This window comes from Roseovarius litoreus (assembly GCF_900142765.1).
Lineage (GTDB): Bacteria > Pseudomonadota > Alphaproteobacteria > Rhodobacterales > Rhodobacteraceae > Roseovarius > Roseovarius litoreus.
The window spans coordinates 648,231-667,825 of record NZ_FRCB01000001.1 but is presented as its reverse complement, the minus strand read 5'-3'; the positions used below and the strand labels follow the sequence as shown (position 1 = coordinate 667,825).

Sequence of the window (19,595 nt, the reverse complement as noted above, 5' to 3'; positions counted from 1 at the left end):
CACGCATCACGATATTTCGTGAATTACGAAAAATGATAATTCCAAACATCCGTAAAATCATATTAAGCAATTGTTAAATAACAAAATTTTGCGAGTGCACAAATTTTCGTCGCTGGCTTCCGCAGCCCGGATTTCCTTGGAATTATGACGACAACCCAAGCTGAAAGGACATCCGATGACGATCAAAAGCCTTGGAAACCCGTTTTCCGAAAAGACCGATCTGCGCCATGGGGCGGACTGTGGTTGCAACAGCTGTCTGTCTGGCCACGGCCACGACAAGGACCATGCCGAACCCGCCTCCATGTCTTCCGAACAAATGCTCGAACGCGCCATCGAAAGCGCGGTTGTCCGTTCTGTCTTCGGGCAAAACGATCTGAACCGGCGCTCGTTCATGGGCATGATGGGCGGCGGTGCCTTTGCCGCCGCTCTCGCGTCGGTGTTCCCCATGGACAAGGCCAAGGCCGCGTTGCTTGACGAACTGGGCGCCCCGGAAAAGACCGATCTCAACATCGGCTTCGTGCCGATCACCTGCGCCACCCCGATCATCATGGCGCAGCCGATGGGCTTTTACGAACGCTACGGCCTGAACGCCCAGGTCATCAAGACCGCCGGCTGGGCCGTGGCTCGCGACAAGTCGCTGTCGGGCGAATATGACGCCAGCCACATGCTGACCCCGATGCCGCTCGCGATGACGCTCGGCGCCGGTTCGGTGGCCGAACCCTACATCATGCCCGCCGTCGAGAACATCAACGGTCAGGCGATCGTTCTGTCGAACGAACATCTCGACAAGCGCGACCCGACCCAGTGGAAAGGCTTCACCTTCGGCGTGCCCTTCGAATATTCGATGCACAATTTCCTGCTGCGCTACTACGTGGCCGAATTCGGGCTCGATCCGGATGTCGATATCCAGATCCGCGTCGTGCCCCCGCCAGAAATGGTGGCCAACCTGCGCGCGGGCAACCTCGATGGCTACCTGTCGCCCGACCCGTTCAACCAGCGCGCGGTCTGGGAAGGCATCGGCTTCATCCACATGCTCACCAAGGACATCTGGGAGGGTCACCCCTGCTGTGCCTTCGCCGCACCCCTGTCCTTCGCCCAGGAATTGCCCAACACCTACGGTGCGCTTCTCAAGGCGATCATCGACGCGACGCAATACGCCTCGAACCCCGACAACCGCAAGGAAATCTCGGCCGCGATCGCGCCCACCAACTACCTCAACCAGCCGGTACCGGTGATCGAACAGGTGCTCACCGGCACCTTCGCCGATGGCTTGGGCTCGGTGCAGAAGGTGCCCGACCGGATCGACTTCGATCCGTTCCCCTGGCACTCGATGGGCGTCTGGATCCTCACCCAGATGAAGCGGTGGGGCTATATCGAAGGCGATGTGGATTACAAAGCCGTGGCCGAACAGGTCTATCTCGCGGGCGACTGCAAGAAGATCATGGAGCAGCTCGGCTACGAGGCGCCCGACGTCACCTACAAATCCCACACCATCATGGGCAAGACATTCGATCCCGCCGAACCCGAAGCCTATGTCAAAAGCTTCCCGATCGGGCGGGGGTGATCCATGCTCGACAATCTCTCCATCAATCAGCGTGCCGCGATCCTGTCGCTGGTCATGCTGATCGGCGGCCTCCTGATATGGGAGGCCGCGATTCCGGCCCAGAAAACCGCCGAGAACCTGACCGAGTACGAGCTTTTGATGGGTCTTGGTCAGGAACGTGCCGGCGTGCCGCCGCCATCGGATATTCTGGCCAAGGCGTGGGAGGAACTCAGCAACCCCTTCTATGACGCCGGCCCCAACGACAAGGGCATCGGCATCCAGATCGGATATTCGATCTACCGCGTCCTGTCCGGCTATTTCCTTGCCGCTCTCGTGGCCATTCCGCTTGGCTTCCTGATCGGCATGAGCCAGATCGCCTACAAGGCGTTCAATCCGTTCATTCAGGTGCTGCGCCCGATCTCGCCGCTGGCGTGGATGCCGCTGGCCCTTTTCGTGATCCAGGACTCCGAGGCCAGCGCGATCTTCGTGATCTTCATCTGCTCGATCTGGCCGATGCTCATCAACACCGCCTTCGGTGTCGCCGGCGTCCGTCAGGATTGGGTCAATGTGGCCCGCACCCACGAGCTTGGCAGCTTGCGCACCGCCTTCACCGTGATCCTGCCTGCCGCAGCGCCGACCATCATCACCGGGATGCGCATTTCCATCGGCATCGCGTGGCTGGTGATCGTCGCCGCCGAGATGCTCGTCGGGGGAACCGGTATCGGCTACTACGTCTGGAACGAGTGGAACAACCTCGATCTGACCTCGGTCATCTTCTCCATCCTCATGATCGGCGTCGTCGGCATGTTGCTGGACGCGGCCTTCAGTGTCCTCCAGCGCGCCGTCGCCTACGCAGAGTAAGGAGCCAACCCATGTCGAAACCATTTCTCAGTATCGAACGTCTGACCCAGACCTACCCGGACGGGCAGGGTGGCTCGACAACGGTGTTCGAAAACGCCAGCTTCGGGATCGAAAAGGGCGAATTCGTCTGCATCCTCGGTCACTCGGGCTGTGGCAAGTCCACCATCATGAACATCCTTGCCGGTCTGGCCGAACCGACCTCCGGCGTGGTCAAGATGGACGGGCTCGAAGTGTCCGGCCCCTCGCTGGATCGGGGCGTCGTGTTCCAGAACTATTCGCTGCTTCCGTGGCTGTCGGCCCTCAAGAACGTCACCTTCGGCGTCAAGGCCCGGCATCCCGACTGGTCCCGCGAAAAGGTCGAAGCCCATGCCCGCGATTTTCTCGCCAAAGTGGGTCTGGAAGGCGATGTGGTCCACCGCAAGCCAAGTCAGCTTTCGGGCGGTATGCGGCAGCGCGTGTCCATCGCACGCGCCTTCGCCAACCATCCCAAGCTGTTGCTTTTGGATGAACCCTTTGGCGCGCTCGATGCGTTGACGCGGGGCACCATTCAGGAAGAGCTTCTGAAAATCTGGAGTGGGACCGAACAGACCGTGTTCATGATCACCCACGACATCGACGAAGCGATCCTCCTGGCGGACCGCATCCTTCTGATGACCAACGGCCCCTTCGCGCGGGTTGCGGAATCGGTCGAGATCACGATCCCCCGGCCCCGCAAACGCACCGAGATCGTCGAGCATCCCAACTACTACGCGATCCGAAATCACCTCGTGCAGTTCCTCGGGCACCGCTCCAAGGAATTGGCGGGCAAGCAGAGCGACGATGCCGATCAGCGGCCCGAAACCGTGCGGCTGGAAAAGACCGGGCAGGCCGAAGACGAACCCAGTGCCCCGCCGCCCTTGCGGGCGGTGAATGACTGAACCGAAGGCTCCCGGAATGACCCAGCAGGACACCCCGCGCGCCCCCTTGCCTCCGTTTTCCCTCGAAGACGCGGTCACCAAGGTGCGCATGGCCGAGGACGCATGGAACAGCCGCGATCCCGCCAGGGTCGCCCTGGCCTACACGCGTGACACGGCATGGCGCAATCGGGACGAATTTCTGAACGGTCGGGCCGAGGTGGAAGCCTTCCTGACCCGCAAATGGGAAAAGGAGAACGGGTATCGCCTCATCAAGGAGATCTGGGCGCATGCCGAAAACCGGATCGCCGTGCGCTTCTGCTACGAGTGGCACGACCAAGACGGCCAATGGTTCCGCGCCCATGGCAACGAGAACTGGGAGTTCGACGCCATGGGTTACATGGCCGTGCGCCATGCCTCGATCAACGACGTAGCCATCGCCGAGGCCGATCGCCTGTTCCACTGGCCGCAGGGCCGCCGCCCCGACGACCATCCCGGCCTGACCCGGCTCGGGCTCTGACACGCAACGATTATCATACGACCCAGGAGGACAAACAATGAAAGACAATTACGAGGTGCCAGCCATGATGACCAAGGAAGACGTGACGATGATGATCCTGTCCGCCAAGAAGCAGGCGGGCATGACATGGGAAGGCATCGCCGAGAAGATCGACATGTCCCCGGTCTGGACCCATTCCGCCTGCATGGGCATGAACGGCTTTCCGCGCGACAAGGCCGAGGCGCTGGTCAGCGTCATGGGCCTCCCGCAAGAGGCCATCAGCGTCCTCGAAGAGCCGCCCACGAAGGTTTGGGAACAGGCCGTGCCCACCGATCCCTGCATCTACCGCCTCTATGAGATCGTCGGCGTCTACGGCCCCACGATCAAGGCGCTGATCGAAGAGAAGTTCGGCACCGGCATCATGTCGGCGATCGATTTCGAAATGGCCATCACCCGCGTCGAAAACCCCAAGGGCGACCGCGTGAAGATCGAGATGTCGGGCAAGTATCTGGCCTACAACTCGTGGTAAGCCGCACGCTCTGACGTGCACCGATCCCCTTCCAACTGGCCCTCGCCCCGTGCGGGGGCCAGTCGTATGTCCTCCTATACCGCTTGCCCGAGGATCTCTTTCATCTCCGCCTGCATGTCCTCGACCCTTGCGCGCAGCATGTTGCAGAACGCTTCGGACAGTTGCGAGCCGGGCCGATGCGCCGGGGTCAGCACGGACACCCGGCTGCCTATTCTCGGACGGAACGGGCGGACCACCACACCGCTGCCCGCCGCCAGACCCGCAAGATGGCTATGGGCCGTGATCATGTCGCAGATCATGTAGCACAGCCCCGCCCCCACGAACCGCATCCCCGGCAGAAAGGTCTGCAATTCGAACATCGGCTCGAACCGGCACCCGGCCATATCGAACGCCTTCACCGTCTGCCGATAGGTCGCGTGTTCCGCAAACAGCACCGCCAGCCGCCGCCCATCCAGATCGGCTGGCGTGATCACCGGCCTTGCCGCCAGTTCATCGCCCGCCGGGATCGCACAGACGCATTCCAGATCGAAATCGCTCTGCCGGATCGAGGGGCGCGGCTCGGGCGTCTCGGCAAAGCCAACGTCGAATTGCTGCGAGGCGATCAACTCTTCGATCAATGACGAGGACCGCATCATCAGCGACACCCGGATACCCGGCTTGTCCGACAGGAACTCCGTCAGCACCTTGGGCAGGAAAAACCCCGACGCCGCCGGATGGCATGCGATCCGCAGATGCCCCGCCTCCAGCTTGGAAATGCCGCTCAGCGTGCGCTTGGTCTGCTCCAGCCGGGACAGGATATCGTCGCATTCCTCCAGAAAGAACCGCGCCTCGGGCCGCGGCGTCAGCTTGCCTTGCCGCCGCTCGAACAGCTTGAAGCCCAGCTCATCCTCCAGCCCCGCGATCATCGCGCTGACCGCCGGCTGGGTGCGCCCGAGCGCGCGTGCCGCCTGGCTGATCGACCCGGTGCGCATCACCTCGCGGAAGGTCATCAACTGACGAAAGGACAGGTTCATCGGCACCCCCATAAAGTCACTCTATGGATTGAGTGATTTTTCCAATTTGCATTTATGCCATGCCCGCCGTCAATCTGTTGTTGAACATTCCGGCACATGCGGGGGGCATATGGACACGTTCGCGAAATACCTGCTCACGGGCCTGATCTGCGTGGTCGCGCTTGGCCAGTTCGTGCAGGTCATCACCCGCTACGTGCTTCAGATCCCGGTCATGGGGCTTGAGGAAACCATGCTCTATCCCACCCTGTGGCTCTATATCTTCGGCGCCGTCAACGCCTCTCGCGAAGACACCCATATCCGCGCCAACGTGCTGGAAATCGCCATCAAGTCCGAACGCGGCCATACGATCCTCGCCATCATCGGCGAGATCATCAGCCTGATCGTCGGCCTTTGGCTTCTGTCCTGGGCGTGGGACTTCACCCGCTATGCCTGGCGCGTCTGGAAGGAAAGCCCGACGCTCTACATCCCCACCTTCTATTCCGACGTGGCGCTGGTCGTGGGTCTGGGTCTGATGATGCTCTATACCGCGATGCATCTCGTGCGGCACATCAATGTCCTGCGCGGGCAGGGGGCGGCCCGATGATCGAGATCGCCCTTCTCGCCATTGCGCTTCTGGTGCTGACCCTCACGCTTGGTGTGCCTCTGCCCTACTGCTTCGGCTCGGCGCTGATGGTGATGTATTTCCTCGGCGGCGTGACCATGAAGGGCATGATCCTCTGGGGCTTCCAGCAACTCGGCAACCCGGTGCTTCTGGCCATTCCGCTCTTCGTTCTGGCCGGCACGATCATGTCCGCCAGCGGCATCGCCGCCAGTCTTCTGAATTTCGTCAACGCCTTCATCGGCCATATCCGGGGCGGGCTTGGGGTGGTCGCGGCGGTGTCCTGCGCCATCATCGGCGCGATCTCCGGCTCGGGCCTGACCGGCATCGCCGCGATCGGCCCCTTGCTGATCCCGGAAATGGAGAAACGCGGCTATCCGCGGGCCTATGCCACGGCACTCATCGCCAATTCGTCGATCCTCGGCCTGCTCATTCCGCCCTCGGTCACGATGATCGTCTATGGCTGGGTCACCGACACCTCGATCCTTGCGTGTTTTCTCGCAACGCTCGGGCCGGGCCTGCTCATCATGTTCAACTTCTCGGTCGTGAACCTCTGGATGAGCCGCAAGTTCGATCTGATCCTCGATGACAAGCCCAGCTTCACGCAGCTGGCAACCGACGTGGCCCACAAGGGCTTCAACGCCACACCGGCGCTGCTCATGCCGATCATCATCCTCGGCGGCATCTATGGCGGCATCATGACCCCGACCGAGGCCGCAGCGATCTCGGTCATCTACGCGCTGCCGGTGGGCTTCTTCATCTATCGCGGCCTGAAATGGGGCACCTTCCTTGAGGCCGGCAAAGAGGCCGCGACCGCCGTGGGCGCGATCATGCTGATGATCCTTTTCTCGATGATCCTCAGCCAGATGTTCGTCTACGAGGCGATCCCCCAGAAAATGGTCAGCGCGATCTTCGAGATCACCGAAAACAAGGTGCTCCTGCTGATCTTCATCAACATCCTGCTGTTTCTCGTCGGCATGGTCGTCAACGACGTGACCGCCATCATCCTGATCGCGCCGCTGCTCTTGCCGCTGATGCAGGCGATCGGCGTCACCCCGGTGCAGTTCGCCGCGATCATGGGCGTCAATACCGCGATGGGCGGCGTCACACCGCCCTATGCCTCGATCCTCTATCTCGGCGCGCGGATCGGCAACGTGAAGGTCACCAAGGTGATCCCGCCCGCCATGATCCTGATCGCGCTGGGCTATGTGCCGGTCGTCTTTCTGACCTCGCTCTGGCCCGATCTCTCGCTCTTTCTGCCGCGGCTGTTCGGCTACTGACCCGCATCAGCCACCCCAACCAAACCAAAACCAACCCGGAGGAACACACCCATGAAACACATCCTGACCAGCACCGCTGTCGCCGCCCTCGTGGCCATCGGCAGCTTCGCATCCGCCGCCGACCTGAAGATGAGCCATGTGCGCCCGCAGGACGCCACCATCGACAAGGAACTTCGCGCCTTCTCGACCACCGTGGCCGAAGCCACCGGCGGTGATGTCACGATCAACATTTTCCCGGCCTCGGCCCTTGGCGACTACACCACCGTGCAGGAACGCGTCAGCGTCGGCGCGGTCGACATGGCGACACAGCCCGCCGCCACCGGCGCCGACCGCCGCATGCAGATCAGCTCGTTTCCCTTCCTTGCGTCGAACTGGGATCAGGCCCGCGCCATCTATGGCCCCGGCGGTGTCGTCCGTGACGTGATGGCCGAGCTTTATGCCGAGCAGGACATCACCATGCTCGCGGCCTATCCGGTCTATTTCGGCGGCATCGCTCTGAACACCGATCCGGTGAATCCCGGCGATCCGTCGCAGTCCAACGGCATCAAGGTCCGCGTGCCCGGCATCAAGTCGTTCCAGCTGACCGGCGAGGCGCTTGGCTACATCCCGTCGCCCATCCCCTTCTCCGAGGCGTTCACCGCCATTCAGACCGGCGTGGTCGATGGTGTGATCGGCTCGGGTGCCGAAGGCTACTACGCGTCTTTCCGTGACGTGACCAAGGCCTATATCCCCGCCAACACCCATTTCGAGGTCTGGTACATGATCATCTCGAACGAGTCGCTTGCCGCTCTGGATGCCGAGGATCAGGCCGCCCTCAAGACCGCCGCCGAAGCGTTCGAGGCCACCCGCTGGACCGTCGCCGAAGAGGATCAGGGCAAGTGGGAACAGCGTCTTGCCGATGAGCTGGGCGCCACCGTCGTCGATCTGACCGACGAGCAGCTTGCCGCGATGGCCACCAAGGTCCGCGCCGAGGTCTGGCCGCAGGTGCTCGAGGATGTCGGCGCCGATTGGGGTCAGGCGATCCTCGACAAGATCGGCCAGTAATCCCGCGCTCCGTATCGGGGTTTGTGTACGGAATGGACACAAATCCCGGTCCGGCTTCTGTCATCCGTACCAATCCCGCGTAGGATTCGTACCAATCGCACACAAACCGGGGCGGCCCGAACCCGCCGCCCCGGCCCCTGAAACACCGACCCGGAAGAACCACATGCAGGCGGATTACGCGATCATCGGCGGCGGCGTCGTGGGCCTCTCCATCGCCTGGGGCCTTTTGAAAAAAGGGCGTTCCGTTCTGGTGCTGGATGGCGATGATGGCTCCTATCGCGCCAGCCGCGGAAATTTCGGCCTTGTCTGGGTGCAATCCAAGGGCCTCTCGCAACCCGCCTATGCCCGCTGGTCCCAGAAATCCGCCGCCGCCTGGGCCGATTTCGCCGCTGATCTGGCCGAGTCGACCGGCCGCGATCTGTCGCTTGTTCAACAGGGCGGGCTTGATTACCACATTGACGAGGAAGCCTTTGATAAAAAGGTGAAATCCTACGAAAAATTGCGTGACGAACTGGACGGAAATTACCCGTTCGAGGTGCTTGGCCACAACGCTCTCAAGGGCGAAGAGCCCAATATCGGCCCCAAGGTCGTGGGCGCGATCCTGCATCATCAGGACGGTCACGTGAACCCGTTGCGCCTGCTCAAGGCCCTGTCCGACGATGTCCGCCGCATGGGCGGCAAGGTCTGCACCGGCGTGACCGTCACGGATGTCGACAAACCGTCCTCCTTTCGGATCACCTGCACCGATGGCGCCACCCATGAGGCTGGAAAAGTCGTGCTTTCTGCGGGGCTTGGCGGGATTGCGCTTGGCCCGAAACTCGGCTTTCAAGCCCCCATGCGCCCCCAACGCGGGCAGGTTCTCGTGACCGAGAAACTGCCGAAACTGATGAACCGCCCCTCGGGGATCATCCGGCAGGTGGACGAAGGCGGCGTGCAGATCGGCGACAGCAAGGAAGAGGTGGGGTATGACGACAGCGTCACCATCGACACCACGGCCCATATCGCCGCGCGTGCCGCCACGGTCTTTCCCGATCTCGCCCGCGCGCAGATCGTCCGTGCCTGGGGCGCGCTTCGTATCCTGTCGCCCGATGGCCTGCCGATCTATCAGGAAAGTCCTGAAATGTCAGGGGCTTACCTTGTCACCTGCCATAGCGGCATCACCCTTGCGGCGGCCCATGCCCGGTATCTGACCGACTGGCTCGAAGGCAATGATGCCGCCCCCGATCTGGAGGTGTTCAGTGAACGACGCTTCGCCGTTTCTTGAGCTGTCCCCCGACAGCACCCCGCGTGTCACCGTGCGCTTCGATGGTCGGGACTACCGTCTGCCCGAGGGGGCGAACCTTGCCGCGGCGCTCTTGGCCGCCGGTCTGCGCAGCCTGCGTGACACCCCTGTCTCCGGCGCGCCGCGCGGTCCGTTCTGCATGATGGGGGCCTGCTATGATTGTCTGGTGCAGATCGACGGCATCACCCGTCAGGCCTGCATGGTCGAGGTCTCGGACGGCCTGATCGTCACCCGCGCCCATGCGGACAAGGGGGCATGACCATGCACAGCTCGGATCTCATCGTGATCGGTGCCGGCCCTGCCGGCATGGCCGCCGCCGCCACCGCCGCCTCCCTTGGGCTGGATGTGCTGATCCTTGATGAACAGCCCCGTCCCGGTGGTCAGATCTACCGCGATGTGACCCGCGCCGCGCCTGCGCGCGGACATATCCTCGGGGCTGATTTCGCCGATGGCCTGCCCTTGGTGCAAGGCCTTGAAAGCGAACGGATTTCCCATGTTTTCGGCGCAACCGTCTGGAAGATCGACCCCGATGGGCAGGTCGCCTATTCGGTGAATGGTCGTGGCGCCGTGGCGCAAGGCGCGCGCGTCCTTCTGGCCACCGGCGCGCTGGAACGTCCCATGCCCATTCCCGGCTGGACCCTGCCGGGGGTCATGACGGCGGGTGCCGCGCAAATCCTGCTCAAGCAATCGGGTGTCCTGCCCCGCCGGGCGGTTCTGGCAGGCTCCGGCCCGCTGCTTTACCTGATCGCCTCCCAGATGGTGCGCGCCGGCACCCCGCCGCTCGCTCTCGTCGAAACCCAGAGCCGCGCCGATTTTCTGTCCTCCCTGCGCTATCTGCCCGGGGCGTTGCGGGGCTGGCGCTACCTGCTCAAGGGCGCGCGCATGCTGACCGAGATCCGCCGCGCGGGCGTGCCGCGCCACTCCGCCGCCACGGGTCTGCGCATCGAGGGTGACAGCCACGCCACCGCCCTGTGCTTTACCGCAGGTGGCAAGACCCATCGCATCGCCTGTGACACGGTGCTGTTGCATCACGGCGTCGTGCCCAACACGCAGGCCGCCCGCTCGCTCGGCATCGCGCATCACTGGGATACGCGTCAGCAGTGTTTTACGCCGCAAGTCGATGACTGGGGCGGCACATCCCTGCAACATATCCTGATCGCCGGGGACGGGGCCGGTATCGGCGGCGCCGCCGTGGCCGAGATATGGGGCAGGCTGGCCGCCCTGCGCGCCGCCTGTGATCTGGGCGGGATCACGCTTGCGCAGCGCGATGCGCAAGCCGCACCCCTGCACCGCCGCCGCGCCTCGGAACTGGCCGCGCGCCCGTTTCTGGATACCGCCTATCCGCCTTGCGGCGATGCGCTTTTGCCTGCCGACAGCACCATCGTCTGCCGGTGCGAGGAAGTGACTGCAGGCGACATCCGCCGCTTTGCCCGGATGGGCTGCAAGGGGCCAAATCAGGCCAAAGCCTTCGGCCGTGCAGGCATGGGACCCTGTCAGGGGCGCTATTGCGGTCTCACCGTCAGCGCGCTTCTGGCCCGCGAAAACGGTGCAAGTCTCGATGACACAGGCTATTACCGCATTCGTCCGCCCCTCAAACCCATCACCTTGGGCGAGTTGGCGGCAATGGAAGACATGGCCGACGCGGCCGAATGACAAAGGACCAATCCATGATCGAACGTATCGACACCGGCGCCCGCATGAGCAAGATCGTCAAGCATAACGGGGTGGCGTATCTCTGTGGGCAGGTTGGCGATGGCGACACCGTGACCGAGCAGACCCGCGATTGCATCTCGCGGATCGAGGCGCTTCTGGCCAAGGCAGGCTCCTCGCCCGACCGGATGCTTCAGGCGGTGATCTGGCTGGCCGACATGGCCGATTTCGCCGAGATGAACGCCGTCTGGGACGCATGGGTGCCCGAAGGCCACGCCCCCGCCCGGGCCTGCGGCGAAGCCAGGCTTGCGCGCGACGTGCTCAAGGTCGAGATCATCGTTACCGCCGCCTGCGATTGATCCGGCCTGACGGTTTTTGTTGGCAAATCCCTCGAATCCCGCATGGTGGGCGAAACACATGACGGGAGGGGTCACATGAAGGTCGGTTTCATAGGTCTGGGCAATGTCGGCGGCAAGCTGTCGGGCAGCCTGTTGCGCAACGGGGTCGATCTGATGGTCCATGACCTCAACCCCGATCTCGTGGCGGGGTTCGTGGCCCGTGGCGCCACCGCCGCCAGCGATCCGGCGGCAATGATGCAGGCCTGCGATGCGGTCATCACCTGCCTGCCCTCGCCCGCCGCCAGTGCGGGCGTCGTGGGTCAGATGCTGCCCCATGTCGCCCCCGGCAAGATCTGGCTCGAGATGTCGACCACCGACGAGGCCGAGATCAAGCGCCTTGGCGCCGAGGTGATCGGTCAGGGCGGCGCAGCCGTGGACTGTCCCGTATCGGGCGGGTGTCACCGGGCCGATACCGGCAATATCTCGATCTTCGCGGGCTGTGACCGGGCGACCTTCGAGATGATCCTGCCGCTGCTGACGAAGATGGGCCGCCGCATCCTGCATACCGGTGATCTGGGATCGGCCTCCATTCTCAAGGTCATCACCAATTACCTCGCCACCGCCAATCTGCTCAGCTGCTGCGAGGCGCTTGTCACCGCCAAGGGCGCGGGCATGGACCTGGCCACCGCCTACGAGGCGATCCGCATCAGCTCCGGCACCTCCTTCGTGCACGAGACCGAAAGTCAGGTGATCCTCAACGGCTCTCGCGACATTTCCTTCACCATGGACCTAGTGCGCAAGGATATCGGCCTGTTTCAGCAGGTCGCCGACCGCGCCGGCATTCCACTTGAGCTGAACCCGCTGATGATCTCGATCTTCGAGGATGGCATCTCGCGCTATGGTGCGCGCGAATTGTCGCCCAACATCATCCGCCGTCTGGAAGAGGCCACCGGGCTCGATATCCGCGCCCCCGGTTTCCCGCCCGAAATGACCGATGACGAACCCGAAGAGCCGGGCTACGAAGTCACGCCCAATGGTCCCCGGCGTTAACCGGGTCGTTTACCAACCTGTGTAGAAGGATTTGACCGGTTCGGGGCTGTGTGGCTCTATCGGCGCGTGTGTTTGCGGGTTGGTGCGATGCTTTTGCTTGCCGGTATTCTGGGTATGATGGCTGTGGGTGCAACGGCCTTTTTCGGGTTCGATTTCGGAACCTCCGACGAAAACGCCGACTCCCCCCTCCCGCCTGAGCCTGAATCCGGTCAGCCTGATCTGCTGTCCTCTCTCCATCAGCACGACCCGTCTCCGGACGATACCGCGCCCGAAGCTCCCGCACCCGATCAAAGCGCGCCCGACACAGCCTTCACACCGGGGGAGATCATCTCGGGCGATGCCACCGACAACAGCCTTGCGGGCACCGACGCCTCCGATCAGATCAATGGCTATGCCGGGGATGATCTCGTGGCCGGTGGTCCCGGCGATGATCAGCTTTTCGGTGATCTGGGGCAGGATACGCTTCTGGGCGAGGCCGGGAATGACACGCTGCATGGTGACGAAGGCGATGACAGCCTCTCGGGTCAGGATGGCGATGACGATCTTTATGGTCACGCGGGACAGGATACGTTGTCGGGCGGCGCGGGCGATGACAGCCTGCAGGGTGGCGAAGGCAATGACAGCGTCATGGGCGATGATGGCAACGATGCCGTGCATGGCGGTCTGGGCGATGACACGCTCGATGGCGGGCTGGGGGCCGATACGCTGTTCGGCAGTTGGGGCAACGATGCGCTGACCGGTGTTGTCGATGATCCCAACACCGCGCAAACCGATGATATCGACGCCGGGGATTTCCTCAACGGCGGCGGCGGTGACGACGTGATCGTCATCGGTCAGGACGACACCGTGACCGGCGGCACCGGCGCCGACAGCTTCACGCTCGGCCATTGGATCACCCAAGACCATCAGGCCGAGATCCTCGACTTCTCGCTGGCCGAGGATGCGTTGATGGTGATCTATGATGACAGCACGGACCCCGATCCCGAGGTGACGCTGGAACCCGATGACGCCGATGCAGAGCTTCAGCACCTCGTGCTGAACGGTGTGCGGATCGCGGCGATTTCCGGCGCTGCGGGCTTGACGCTTGACGCCATTGCCCTGATCCCCGAAAGCGCGCTGCCGCCTCCGGCCAGCTGACCGCGCGCGCGGCCCTGACGCCGCGCTACGATTCTCCCCTTTTCTTTCGGTGCGATTCCTCCTATACGCGCCCATCCCCCGTGCTGCGGGGGGTATCTCCACAGGACCATGCTGGACGACATCCCGGCTTGCGCCCTTCACCCTTGATCAAAAAGGAGACCCCGATGTCGATCACCGCTGAAGAAAAAGACCGCGTGATGAAGGAATTCGCAACCAAGGAAGGCGACACCGGTTCGCCCGAAGTTCAGGTTGCCATTCTCACCTCGCGTATCGCCACGCTGACCGAGCACTTCAAGACCCACAAGAAGGACAACCACGGCCGCCGTGGCCTTCTCAAGATGGTCGCACAGCGCCGGAAACTGCTGGACTACCTCAAGGCCAAGGAAGAGGCCCGCTATCAGGACCTCATCAAGCGCCTCGGCATTCGCCGCTAAGGTTTCGATCCTTTTCGGATCACCCGACGCCCGCTCTTTCCAGAGCGGGCGTTTTTCGTCACAAAGGTCCGCAACCACCGCAACCTGCCGGACCCGCCTGATGTCAGTCGCCGCCACCCCATCCCCAGACCCCAAGCGCGTTTTCGTGCTTGGCGGCACCGGCACGATCGGGCAGGCAGCAGTTGCCGCACTTCTGGCACGCGGCCATCACGTCACCTGTTTTCTGCGCCCGCGCGCCTCGGACGACAGGGATGTGCCCTTGCCCGATGCCGCCACCTTGCGCTTTGGCGATGTGACCGATCCCGCCTCGCTGATCCGTGACGGGTTTCGGGGCGACCGCTTCGATGCGCTGGTCTCCTGCATGGCGTCGCGCAGCGGCACGCCGCGTGATGCCTGGGCCATCGATCACAAGGCCCATGTCTCGGCTCTTGGCCCGGCCCGCGGTGCCGGCATCACCCATGTCGTGCTCCTGTCCGCGATCTGTGTGCAAAAACCGCGTCTCGCTTTCCAGCAGGCCAAGCTGGCGGCGGAACAGGCGCTGATCGCCTCGGGCCTGACCTATTCCATCGTGCGCCCGACCGCGTTTTTCAAATCCCTTTCGGGGCAGGTCGCGCGCCTGCGCGCGGGCAAGCCGTTCCTTCTCTTCGGCGATGGTGCGCTGACCGCCTGCAAACCCATCAGCGATGCCGATCTGGGCCGCTACATCGCCACCTGTCTCGACGATGCCGACCGGCAGAACCGCATCCTGCCCATCGGTGGACCCGGCCCCGCGATCACGCCGCGCCAGCAGGGAGAGATGCTCTTCCGCCTTCTGGGGCAGGACCCCCGCTTTCGCCATGTGCCGGTGGGTATGATGGATGCCATCATTGCCGGTCTCGGCGCGCTCGGGCGGCTGTCTCCGAAATGGCGTGACAAGGCCGAACTGGCGCGCATCGGCCGCTACTACGCGACCGAGTCCATGCTGCTGCTCGATCCTGTCACGGGCCGCTATGACGCCGAGGCCACCCCGGAATTCGGCACCGACACGCTCGAGGCGTTCTATGCAAGTCTGATCCGGGGCGAAGTGTCGGTCGATCTGGGCGATCACGCCGTGTTCTGAGCGGCGCGCAACGCCCGCCGCGTTAATCCCGCCGCACACCGATCCCGATACCGACGTGATGCCGACGCGATACCGATCCGCCAAAAGCGCTGTTTTCACGGCTGTTAACGCTGATTCGCAGCGCTCACGTCATCATTGCTTTCAAAATGCTTCAAACTGCGCTATGGCGCCCCCATCTGTGACGTGATGCCTTTGACCCCGGGCGCATGGGAATGGATTGGGGTCGGCGGCAATGGGGCCGCCATTGAAACGGAGGACCCGGGATACGCCCGGGAGTGCCTCCAACTAGGAAGACATGATGTTCAAAGAAGTGAAAAAATCGATGCAGTGGGGCGAGGAAACGCTCACACTGGAAACGGGCAAGGTTGCCCGTCAGGCAGATGGCTCGGTCATCGCCACCTTGGGTGAAACCTCGGTCATGGCCAACGTGACCTTCGCCAAGGAACCCAAGCCCGGTCAGGATTTCTTTCCGCTGACCGTCCACTACCAGGAAAAATACTACGCCGCGGGCAAGGTGCCCGGCGGCTTCTTCAAGCGCGAGGCCCGTCCCACCGAGAAAGAGACCCTGACCGCGCGCCTGATCGACCGTCCGATCCGCCCGCTCTTCGTCAGCGGGTTCAAGAACGAAGTTCTCGTTATGTGCACGGTACTTAGCCACGATCTGGTCAATGATCCCGATATCGTTGCGATGATCGCCGCCTCGGCTGCGCTGACCATTTCGGGTGCGCCCTTCATGGGTCCGATCGCCGGGTGCCGCGTGGGCTATTCGGATGGCGAATACATCCTGAACCCCGATGTCGAGGATATGCACGACCTTCGCAACAACCCCGATCAGCGCCTCGATCTGGTTGTCGCCGGCACGAAAGACGCCGTCATGATGGTCGAATCGGAAGCCTATGAGCTGTCCGAAGACGAGATGCTGGGCGCCGTGACCTTCGCGCATGAGCAGATCCAGCCGGTGATCGACCTGATCATCGATCTGGCCGAAGACACCGCGAAAGAGCCGTTCGACTTCTCGCCCCCGGATTACTCGGCGCTCTACGACGCCGTCAAAGCCGCTGGCGAAGACAAGGTTCGCGCGGCCTACGCGATCACCGACAAGCAAGAGCGCACCGCCGCTGTTTCTGCGGCCAAGGAAGCGATCAAGGCATCCCTCACCGAGGAACAGCTTGAAGATCCCAACCTCGGCTCGGCCCTGAAAAAGCTCGAAGCCAGCGTCCTGCGCGGCGACGTGGTCAAGACCGGCAAGCGGATCGACGGGCGTAGCCTCGACACCGTGCGTCAGATCGTGTCCGAAACCGGCCTGCTGCCGCGCACCCATGGATCGGCGCTGTTCACGCGTGGCGAGACACAGGCGCTTGTGGTCACCACGCTTGGCACCGGCGACGACGAGCAGATCATCGACGCCCTGCATGGCAACTTCCGCTCCAACTTCCTGCTGCACTACAACTTCCCGCCCTATTCGGTCGGTGAAGCGGGCCGCGTTGGCCCTCCGGGCCGTCGCGAAGTGGGTCACGGCAAGCTGGCATGGCGCGCCCTTCAGGCCGTTCTGCCCGCGCCGACAGACTTCCCCTACACCATCCGCGTCGTGTCCGAGATCACGGAATCCAACGGCTCGTCCTCGATGGCATCGGTTTGCGGCGGCTCGCTGTCGATGATGGATGCCGGTGTGCCTCTCAAGGCGCCTGTGGCCGGTGTGGCGATGGGTCTGATCCTCGAAGATGACGGCGAATATGCGGTCCTGACCGATATTCTCGGCGACGAGGATCACCTCGGCGACATGGACTTCAAGGTCGCGGGCACCGAAAAGGGCATCACCTCGCTGCAGATGGACATCAAGGTCGCGGGCATCACGCCCGAGATCATGAAGAAGGCTCTGGCACAGGCCAAGGACGGCCGGCTGCACATCCTCAATGAGATGTCCAACGCTCTGACCGAAGCCGGTGATTTCTCGATCCACGCACCGCGTATCGAAACGATGCAGATCCCCACCGACAAGATCCGTGAAGTGATCGGATCGGGCGGCAAGGTGATCCGTGAGATCGTCGAAGTGTCGGGTGCCAAGGTCGATATCAACGACGACGGCATCATCAAGATCGCCTCGCCCAACAACGAAGCCATTCAGAAGGCATACGAGATGATCCATTCGATCGTCGCCGAGCCGGAAGAAGGCGGGATCTACAAGGGCACGGTCGTCAAGATCGTCGATTTCGGCGCCTTCGTGAACTTCTTCGGCAAGCGCGACGGCCTTGTGCATGTCAGCCAGATCGAGAATCGCCGCCTGAACCATCCGTCGGATGTGCTCAAGGAAGGTCAGGAAGTCTGGGTCAAGCTTCTGGGCTTCGATGATCGCGGCAAGGTGCGCCTGTCGATGAAAGTCGTGGATCAGGAAACCGGCGAAGAGATGAAAAAAGAGGAAGAGGCCGAAGGCTAAACGCCCGGTCCACCCTCGCAAAGATCGGCCCCGGCAGAAATGCCGGGGCCTTTTGCATTTGTTTTCAATGACGTAACGTTATGCGCGTCAATACAACAAAAGGTGTTTTGAGTATGTACCTTTTCCCGTATATATTACACTAGCTGGTTGTAAGCCGGTAGCTTCAGTAGCCTTTAACGAGTGTTCGAGTTCAAGTTCCGGCTGCGTTGCCACTCACGGACGACACGCAACCGGCAGGCCCTGGCCGACCCGGTCGGTCAGGGCCGTGAGCCTCGGGTCAACGCGCATCTTCAAGGATCATGTCGGCGGCCTTCTCGGCGATCATGATGGTGGGCGAATTGGTGTTGCCGCTGGTGATTGTGGGCATCACGCTGGCATCCACGACCCTTAGCCCGCCGATCCCGCGAAGCCGCAACCTGTCATCCAGAGGGGCATTGCCCTCGGGACCCATATGCACGGTTCCCACCGGATGAAAGATCGTCGTGCCGATATCGCCTGCCGCGCGGGCCAGCTCCTCTTCCGTTTGCATCGCGGTGCCGGGCCGGATTTCCTGTGGATCGTAGCGTTTCATCGCGTCCTGCTCCATGATCCGTCGTGTCAGCCGGATCGAGGCCGCGGCAACCTGACGGTCGCCTTCCGTCGACAGGTAATTGGGCGCGATCACCGGAGCCTCCATCGGATCGGACGAGGCGATGCGCACCTCTCCCCGGCTTTCGGGGCGCAGGTTGCACACGCTGGCGGTCAGACCGGGGAAATCGTGCAGGGGTTCTCCGAACGCGTCCAGCGACAGCGGCTGCACATGGTATTCCAGATCGGCTGTGGCCAGTTCGGGCCGTGAGCGTGCGAACGCCCCCAATTGGCTTGGCGCCATCGCCATTGGCCCGCTGCGCTTGAGCAGGTACTCCAGCCCGATCGCGGCCTTGCCCCACAGCGAGTTGGCCAGCGTGTTCAGCGTTCTTGCCCCGGTCAGCCGCCATGCGCAGCGCAATTGCAGATGGTCCTGCAGGTTGCGGCCCACCATCGGCGCCTCGAGCTCGACAGCGATCCCATGCTCCTGCAACAGATCGCCCGGCCCGATCCCCGACAGCTGCAGAATATGCGGGCTGCCGATGGCGCCCGCGCTCAGGATCACCTCGCCGCGCGCCCTCGCGGTTCGAAGCGTGCCGCCCTGTTGATACTCCACGCCAACCGCGCGCCCCGCCTCGAGGATCAGCCTGCGTGTCTGCGCCTGTGTCTCGACCCTGAGGTTCGCCCCGCTGCGCTCCCCCAGAAAGGCGCGCGCGGTGTTCAGCCGCCAGCCTTTGCGCTGGTTGACCTTGAAATACCCCACGCCTTCATTTTCGCCGGTGTTGAAATCATCGGTTTCGGGCAGTCCGGCGGCAACCGCAGCGGCCTTCCAATCATCCAGCACCTGCCAATGCAGGCGCTGATTGTCGACGCGCCATTCGCCGCCCGCACCGTGCATTTCGGACGCTCCATCGACATAATCCTCCGAGCGTTTGAAATAGGGCAGCACATCGTCCCAGCCCCAGCCGGTATTGCCCATCTGCCGCCAGCCGTCGTAATCGGCGGCCTGCCCGCGCAGATACAGCATGCCGTTGATCGAACTGCACCCGCCCAGAACCTTGCCGCGCGGATAGAGCAGCGACCGCCCGTTCAGCCCGGGTTCGGGCGCTGTGCGAAAACACCAGTCCGTGCGCGGGTTTCCGATGCAATAGAGATATCCCATCGGAATGTGGATCCAGTGGTAGGTGTCGCGCCCCCCGGCTTCGAGCAGAAGGACCTTGTGGCCTTTCGCGCTCAGCCGGTTGGCCAGAACGCACCCGGCGCTCCCAGCACCGACGATGATGTAATCCCAATCCATGGCGGCTCCTTGGTTCGGTGCAAAGACTTACCCGATCCGCCACCGCC

The 19,595-nt window shown here is 62.9% G+C and carries 19 protein-coding genes; 17 read left to right on the top strand and 2 right to left on the bottom strand.

The window, feature by feature from the left end:
- The first annotated feature begins 175 nt into the window (after positions 1-175).
- Genes F3H35_RS03260 through cynS form a run of 5 tightly spaced genes read left to right on the top strand, consistent with a single transcriptional unit; the run spans position 176 to position 4,325 of the window.
- Positions 176-1,564 carry a CmpA/NrtA family ABC transporter substrate-binding protein gene (locus F3H35_RS03260; RefSeq protein WP_149778194.1) on the top strand — a complete coding sequence of 463 codons (1,389 nt, stop codon included), beginning with the start codon at positions 176-178 and terminating at the stop codon, positions 1,562-1,564.
- A gap of 3 nt (positions 1,565-1,567) precedes the next feature.
- The gene (gene ntrB / locus F3H35_RS03255; protein WP_149778193.1) at positions 1,568-2,404 is read left to right on the top strand and encodes a nitrate ABC transporter permease; all 837 of its coding nucleotides are present in this window, start codon (positions 1,568-1,570) and stop codon (positions 2,402-2,404) included.
- An 11-nt stretch (positions 2,405-2,415) separates the two neighbouring features.
- Positions 2,416-3,321 (top strand): ABC transporter ATP-binding protein, encoded by a 906-nt coding sequence (locus tag F3H35_RS03250; protein WP_149778192.1) that lies wholly within the window; start codon positions 2,416-2,418, stop codon positions 3,319-3,321.
- 16 nt (positions 3,322-3,337) lie between these two features.
- Entirely contained in the window at positions 3,338-3,817 is a 480-nt protein-coding gene (locus F3H35_RS03245; protein ID WP_149778191.1) for a nuclear transport factor 2 family protein, read from the top strand.
- A gap of 37 nt (positions 3,818-3,854) precedes the next feature.
- On the top strand, positions 3,855-4,325 hold the full coding sequence (gene cynS / locus F3H35_RS03240; protein WP_223228291.1) for a cyanase: 471 nt from the start codon (positions 3,855-3,857) through the stop codon (positions 4,323-4,325).
- A gap of 74 nt (positions 4,326-4,399) precedes the next feature.
- Here cynS and F3H35_RS03235 read toward each other — a convergent pair whose 3' ends face one another.
- On the bottom strand, positions 4,400-5,338 hold the full coding sequence (locus F3H35_RS03235) for a LysR substrate-binding domain-containing protein (RefSeq protein ID WP_149778190.1): 939 nt from the start codon (positions 5,336-5,338) through the stop codon (positions 4,400-4,402).
- Positions 5,339-5,447: 109 nt separating this feature from the next.
- Here F3H35_RS03235 and F3H35_RS03230 point away from each other — a divergent pair, with 109 nt between their 5' ends.
- From F3H35_RS03230 to pnp, 12 genes are all read left to right on the top strand, one after another.
- Positions 5,448-5,921: a TRAP transporter small permease gene (locus F3H35_RS03230; RefSeq protein ID WP_007812065.1), complete on the top strand. Its 474-nt coding sequence runs from the start codon at positions 5,448-5,450 to the stop codon at positions 5,919-5,921.
- Positions 5,918-7,216, top strand: coding sequence for a TRAP transporter large permease (locus F3H35_RS03225; RefSeq protein ID WP_149778189.1), 1,299 nt, complete (start codon positions 5,918-5,920; stop codon positions 7,214-7,216). The genes F3H35_RS03230 and F3H35_RS03225 overlap by 4 nt, the downstream gene beginning before the upstream one ends.
- Before the next feature lie 51 nt (positions 7,217-7,267).
- Positions 7,268-8,260 (top strand): TRAP transporter substrate-binding protein DctP, encoded by a 993-nt coding sequence (gene dctP / locus F3H35_RS03220; protein WP_149778188.1) that lies wholly within the window; start codon positions 7,268-7,270, stop codon positions 8,258-8,260.
- 163 nt (positions 8,261-8,423) lie between these two features.
- A complete protein-coding gene (locus tag F3H35_RS03215) occupies positions 8,424-9,524 on the top strand; it encodes an NAD(P)/FAD-dependent oxidoreductase (RefSeq protein WP_149778187.1) in 1,101 nt (366 codons plus the stop codon).
- Positions 9,499-9,801, top strand: coding sequence for a (2Fe-2S)-binding protein (locus F3H35_RS03210; protein WP_149778186.1), 303 nt, complete (start codon positions 9,499-9,501; stop codon positions 9,799-9,801). The genes F3H35_RS03215 and F3H35_RS03210 overlap by 26 nt, the downstream gene beginning before the upstream one ends.
- Positions 9,802-9,803: 2 nt before the next feature.
- Entirely contained in the window at positions 9,804-11,195 is a 1,392-nt protein-coding gene (locus tag F3H35_RS03205) for an FAD/NAD(P)-dependent oxidoreductase (RefSeq protein ID WP_223228304.1), read from the top strand.
- Positions 11,196-11,209: 14 nt separating this feature from the next.
- A complete protein-coding gene (locus F3H35_RS03200; RefSeq protein ID WP_083798981.1) occupies positions 11,210-11,551 on the top strand; it encodes a RidA family protein in 342 nt (113 codons plus the stop codon).
- A gap of 75 nt (positions 11,552-11,626) precedes the next feature.
- A complete protein-coding gene (locus tag F3H35_RS03195) occupies positions 11,627-12,580 on the top strand; it encodes an NAD(P)-dependent oxidoreductase (RefSeq protein ID WP_149778184.1) in 954 nt (317 codons plus the stop codon).
- An 87-nt stretch (positions 12,581-12,667) separates the two neighbouring features.
- The gene (locus F3H35_RS03190; protein WP_149778183.1) at positions 12,668-13,717 is read left to right on the top strand and encodes a calcium-binding protein; all 1,050 of its coding nucleotides are present in this window, start codon (positions 12,668-12,670) and stop codon (positions 13,715-13,717) included.
- Positions 13,718-13,881: 164 nt separating this feature from the next.
- A complete protein-coding gene (rpsO, locus tag F3H35_RS03185; protein WP_007812086.1) occupies positions 13,882-14,151 on the top strand; it encodes a 30S ribosomal protein S15 in 270 nt (89 codons plus the stop codon).
- Between the two features lie 100 nt (positions 14,152-14,251).
- Positions 14,252-15,250, top strand: coding sequence for an NAD(P)H-binding protein (locus F3H35_RS03180; RefSeq protein ID WP_149778182.1), 999 nt, complete (start codon positions 14,252-14,254; stop codon positions 15,248-15,250).
- Between the two features lie 298 nt (positions 15,251-15,548).
- Entirely contained in the window at positions 15,549-17,684 is a 2,136-nt protein-coding gene (gene pnp / locus F3H35_RS03175) for a polyribonucleotide nucleotidyltransferase (RefSeq protein WP_149778384.1), read from the top strand.
- A gap of 277 nt (positions 17,685-17,961) precedes the next feature.
- Here pnp and F3H35_RS03170 read toward each other — a convergent pair whose 3' ends face one another.
- Positions 17,962-19,548: a GMC family oxidoreductase gene (locus tag F3H35_RS03170; protein ID WP_149778181.1), complete on the bottom strand. Its 1,587-nt coding sequence runs from the start codon at positions 19,546-19,548 to the stop codon at positions 17,962-17,964.
- Positions 19,549-19,595 lie beyond the last annotated feature (47 nt).

Excerpts from the sequence above, each read along its gene's own strand:
- F3H35_RS03190 (WP_149778183.1), top strand. The coding sequence starts at position 12,668 with ATGCTTTTGCTTGCCGGTATTCTGGGTATGATGGCTGTGGGTGCAACG.
- F3H35_RS03180 (WP_149778182.1), top strand. The coding sequence starts at position 14,252 with ATGTCAGTCGCCGCCACCCCATCCCCAGACCCCAAGCGCGTTTTCGTG.
- F3H35_RS03230 (WP_007812065.1), top strand. The coding sequence starts at position 5,448 with ATGGACACGTTCGCGAAATACCTGCTCACGGGCCTGATCTGCGTGGTC.
- F3H35_RS03170 (WP_149778181.1), bottom strand. The coding sequence starts at position 19,548 with ATGGATTGGGATTACATCATCGTCGGTGCTGGGAGCGCCGGGTGCGTT.
- F3H35_RS03250 (WP_149778192.1), top strand. The coding sequence starts at position 2,416 with ATGTCGAAACCATTTCTCAGTATCGAACGTCTGACCCAGACCTACCCG.
- F3H35_RS03200 (WP_083798981.1), top strand. The coding sequence starts at position 11,210 with ATGATCGAACGTATCGACACCGGCGCCCGCATGAGCAAGATCGTCAAG.
- F3H35_RS03245 (WP_149778191.1), top strand. The coding sequence starts at position 3,338 with ATGACCCAGCAGGACACCCCGCGCGCCCCCTTGCCTCCGTTTTCCCTC.
- F3H35_RS03205 (WP_223228304.1), top strand. The coding sequence starts at position 9,804 with ATGCACAGCTCGGATCTCATCGTGATCGGTGCCGGCCCTGCCGGCATG.
- F3H35_RS03195 (WP_149778184.1), top strand. The coding sequence starts at position 11,627 with ATGAAGGTCGGTTTCATAGGTCTGGGCAATGTCGGCGGCAAGCTGTCG.
- ntrB (WP_149778193.1), top strand. The coding sequence starts at position 1,568 with ATGCTCGACAATCTCTCCATCAATCAGCGTGCCGCGATCCTGTCGCTG.
- F3H35_RS03225 (WP_149778189.1), top strand. The coding sequence starts at position 5,918 with ATGATCGAGATCGCCCTTCTCGCCATTGCGCTTCTGGTGCTGACCCTC.
- rpsO (WP_007812086.1), top strand. The coding sequence starts at position 13,882 with ATGTCGATCACCGCTGAAGAAAAAGACCGCGTGATGAAGGAATTCGCA.
- cynS (WP_223228291.1), top strand. The coding sequence starts at position 3,855 with ATGAAAGACAATTACGAGGTGCCAGCCATGATGACCAAGGAAGACGTG.
- F3H35_RS03235 (WP_149778190.1), bottom strand. The coding sequence starts at position 5,338 with ATGAACCTGTCCTTTCGTCAGTTGATGACCTTCCGCGAGGTGATGCGC.
- dctP (WP_149778188.1), top strand. The coding sequence starts at position 7,268 with ATGAAACACATCCTGACCAGCACCGCTGTCGCCGCCCTCGTGGCCATC.
- pnp (WP_149778384.1), top strand. The coding sequence starts at position 15,549 with ATGTTCAAAGAAGTGAAAAAATCGATGCAGTGGGGCGAGGAAACGCTC.
- F3H35_RS03215 (WP_149778187.1), top strand. The coding sequence starts at position 8,424 with ATGCAGGCGGATTACGCGATCATCGGCGGCGGCGTCGTGGGCCTCTCC.
- F3H35_RS03260 (WP_149778194.1), top strand. The coding sequence starts at position 176 with ATGACGATCAAAAGCCTTGGAAACCCGTTTTCCGAAAAGACCGATCTG.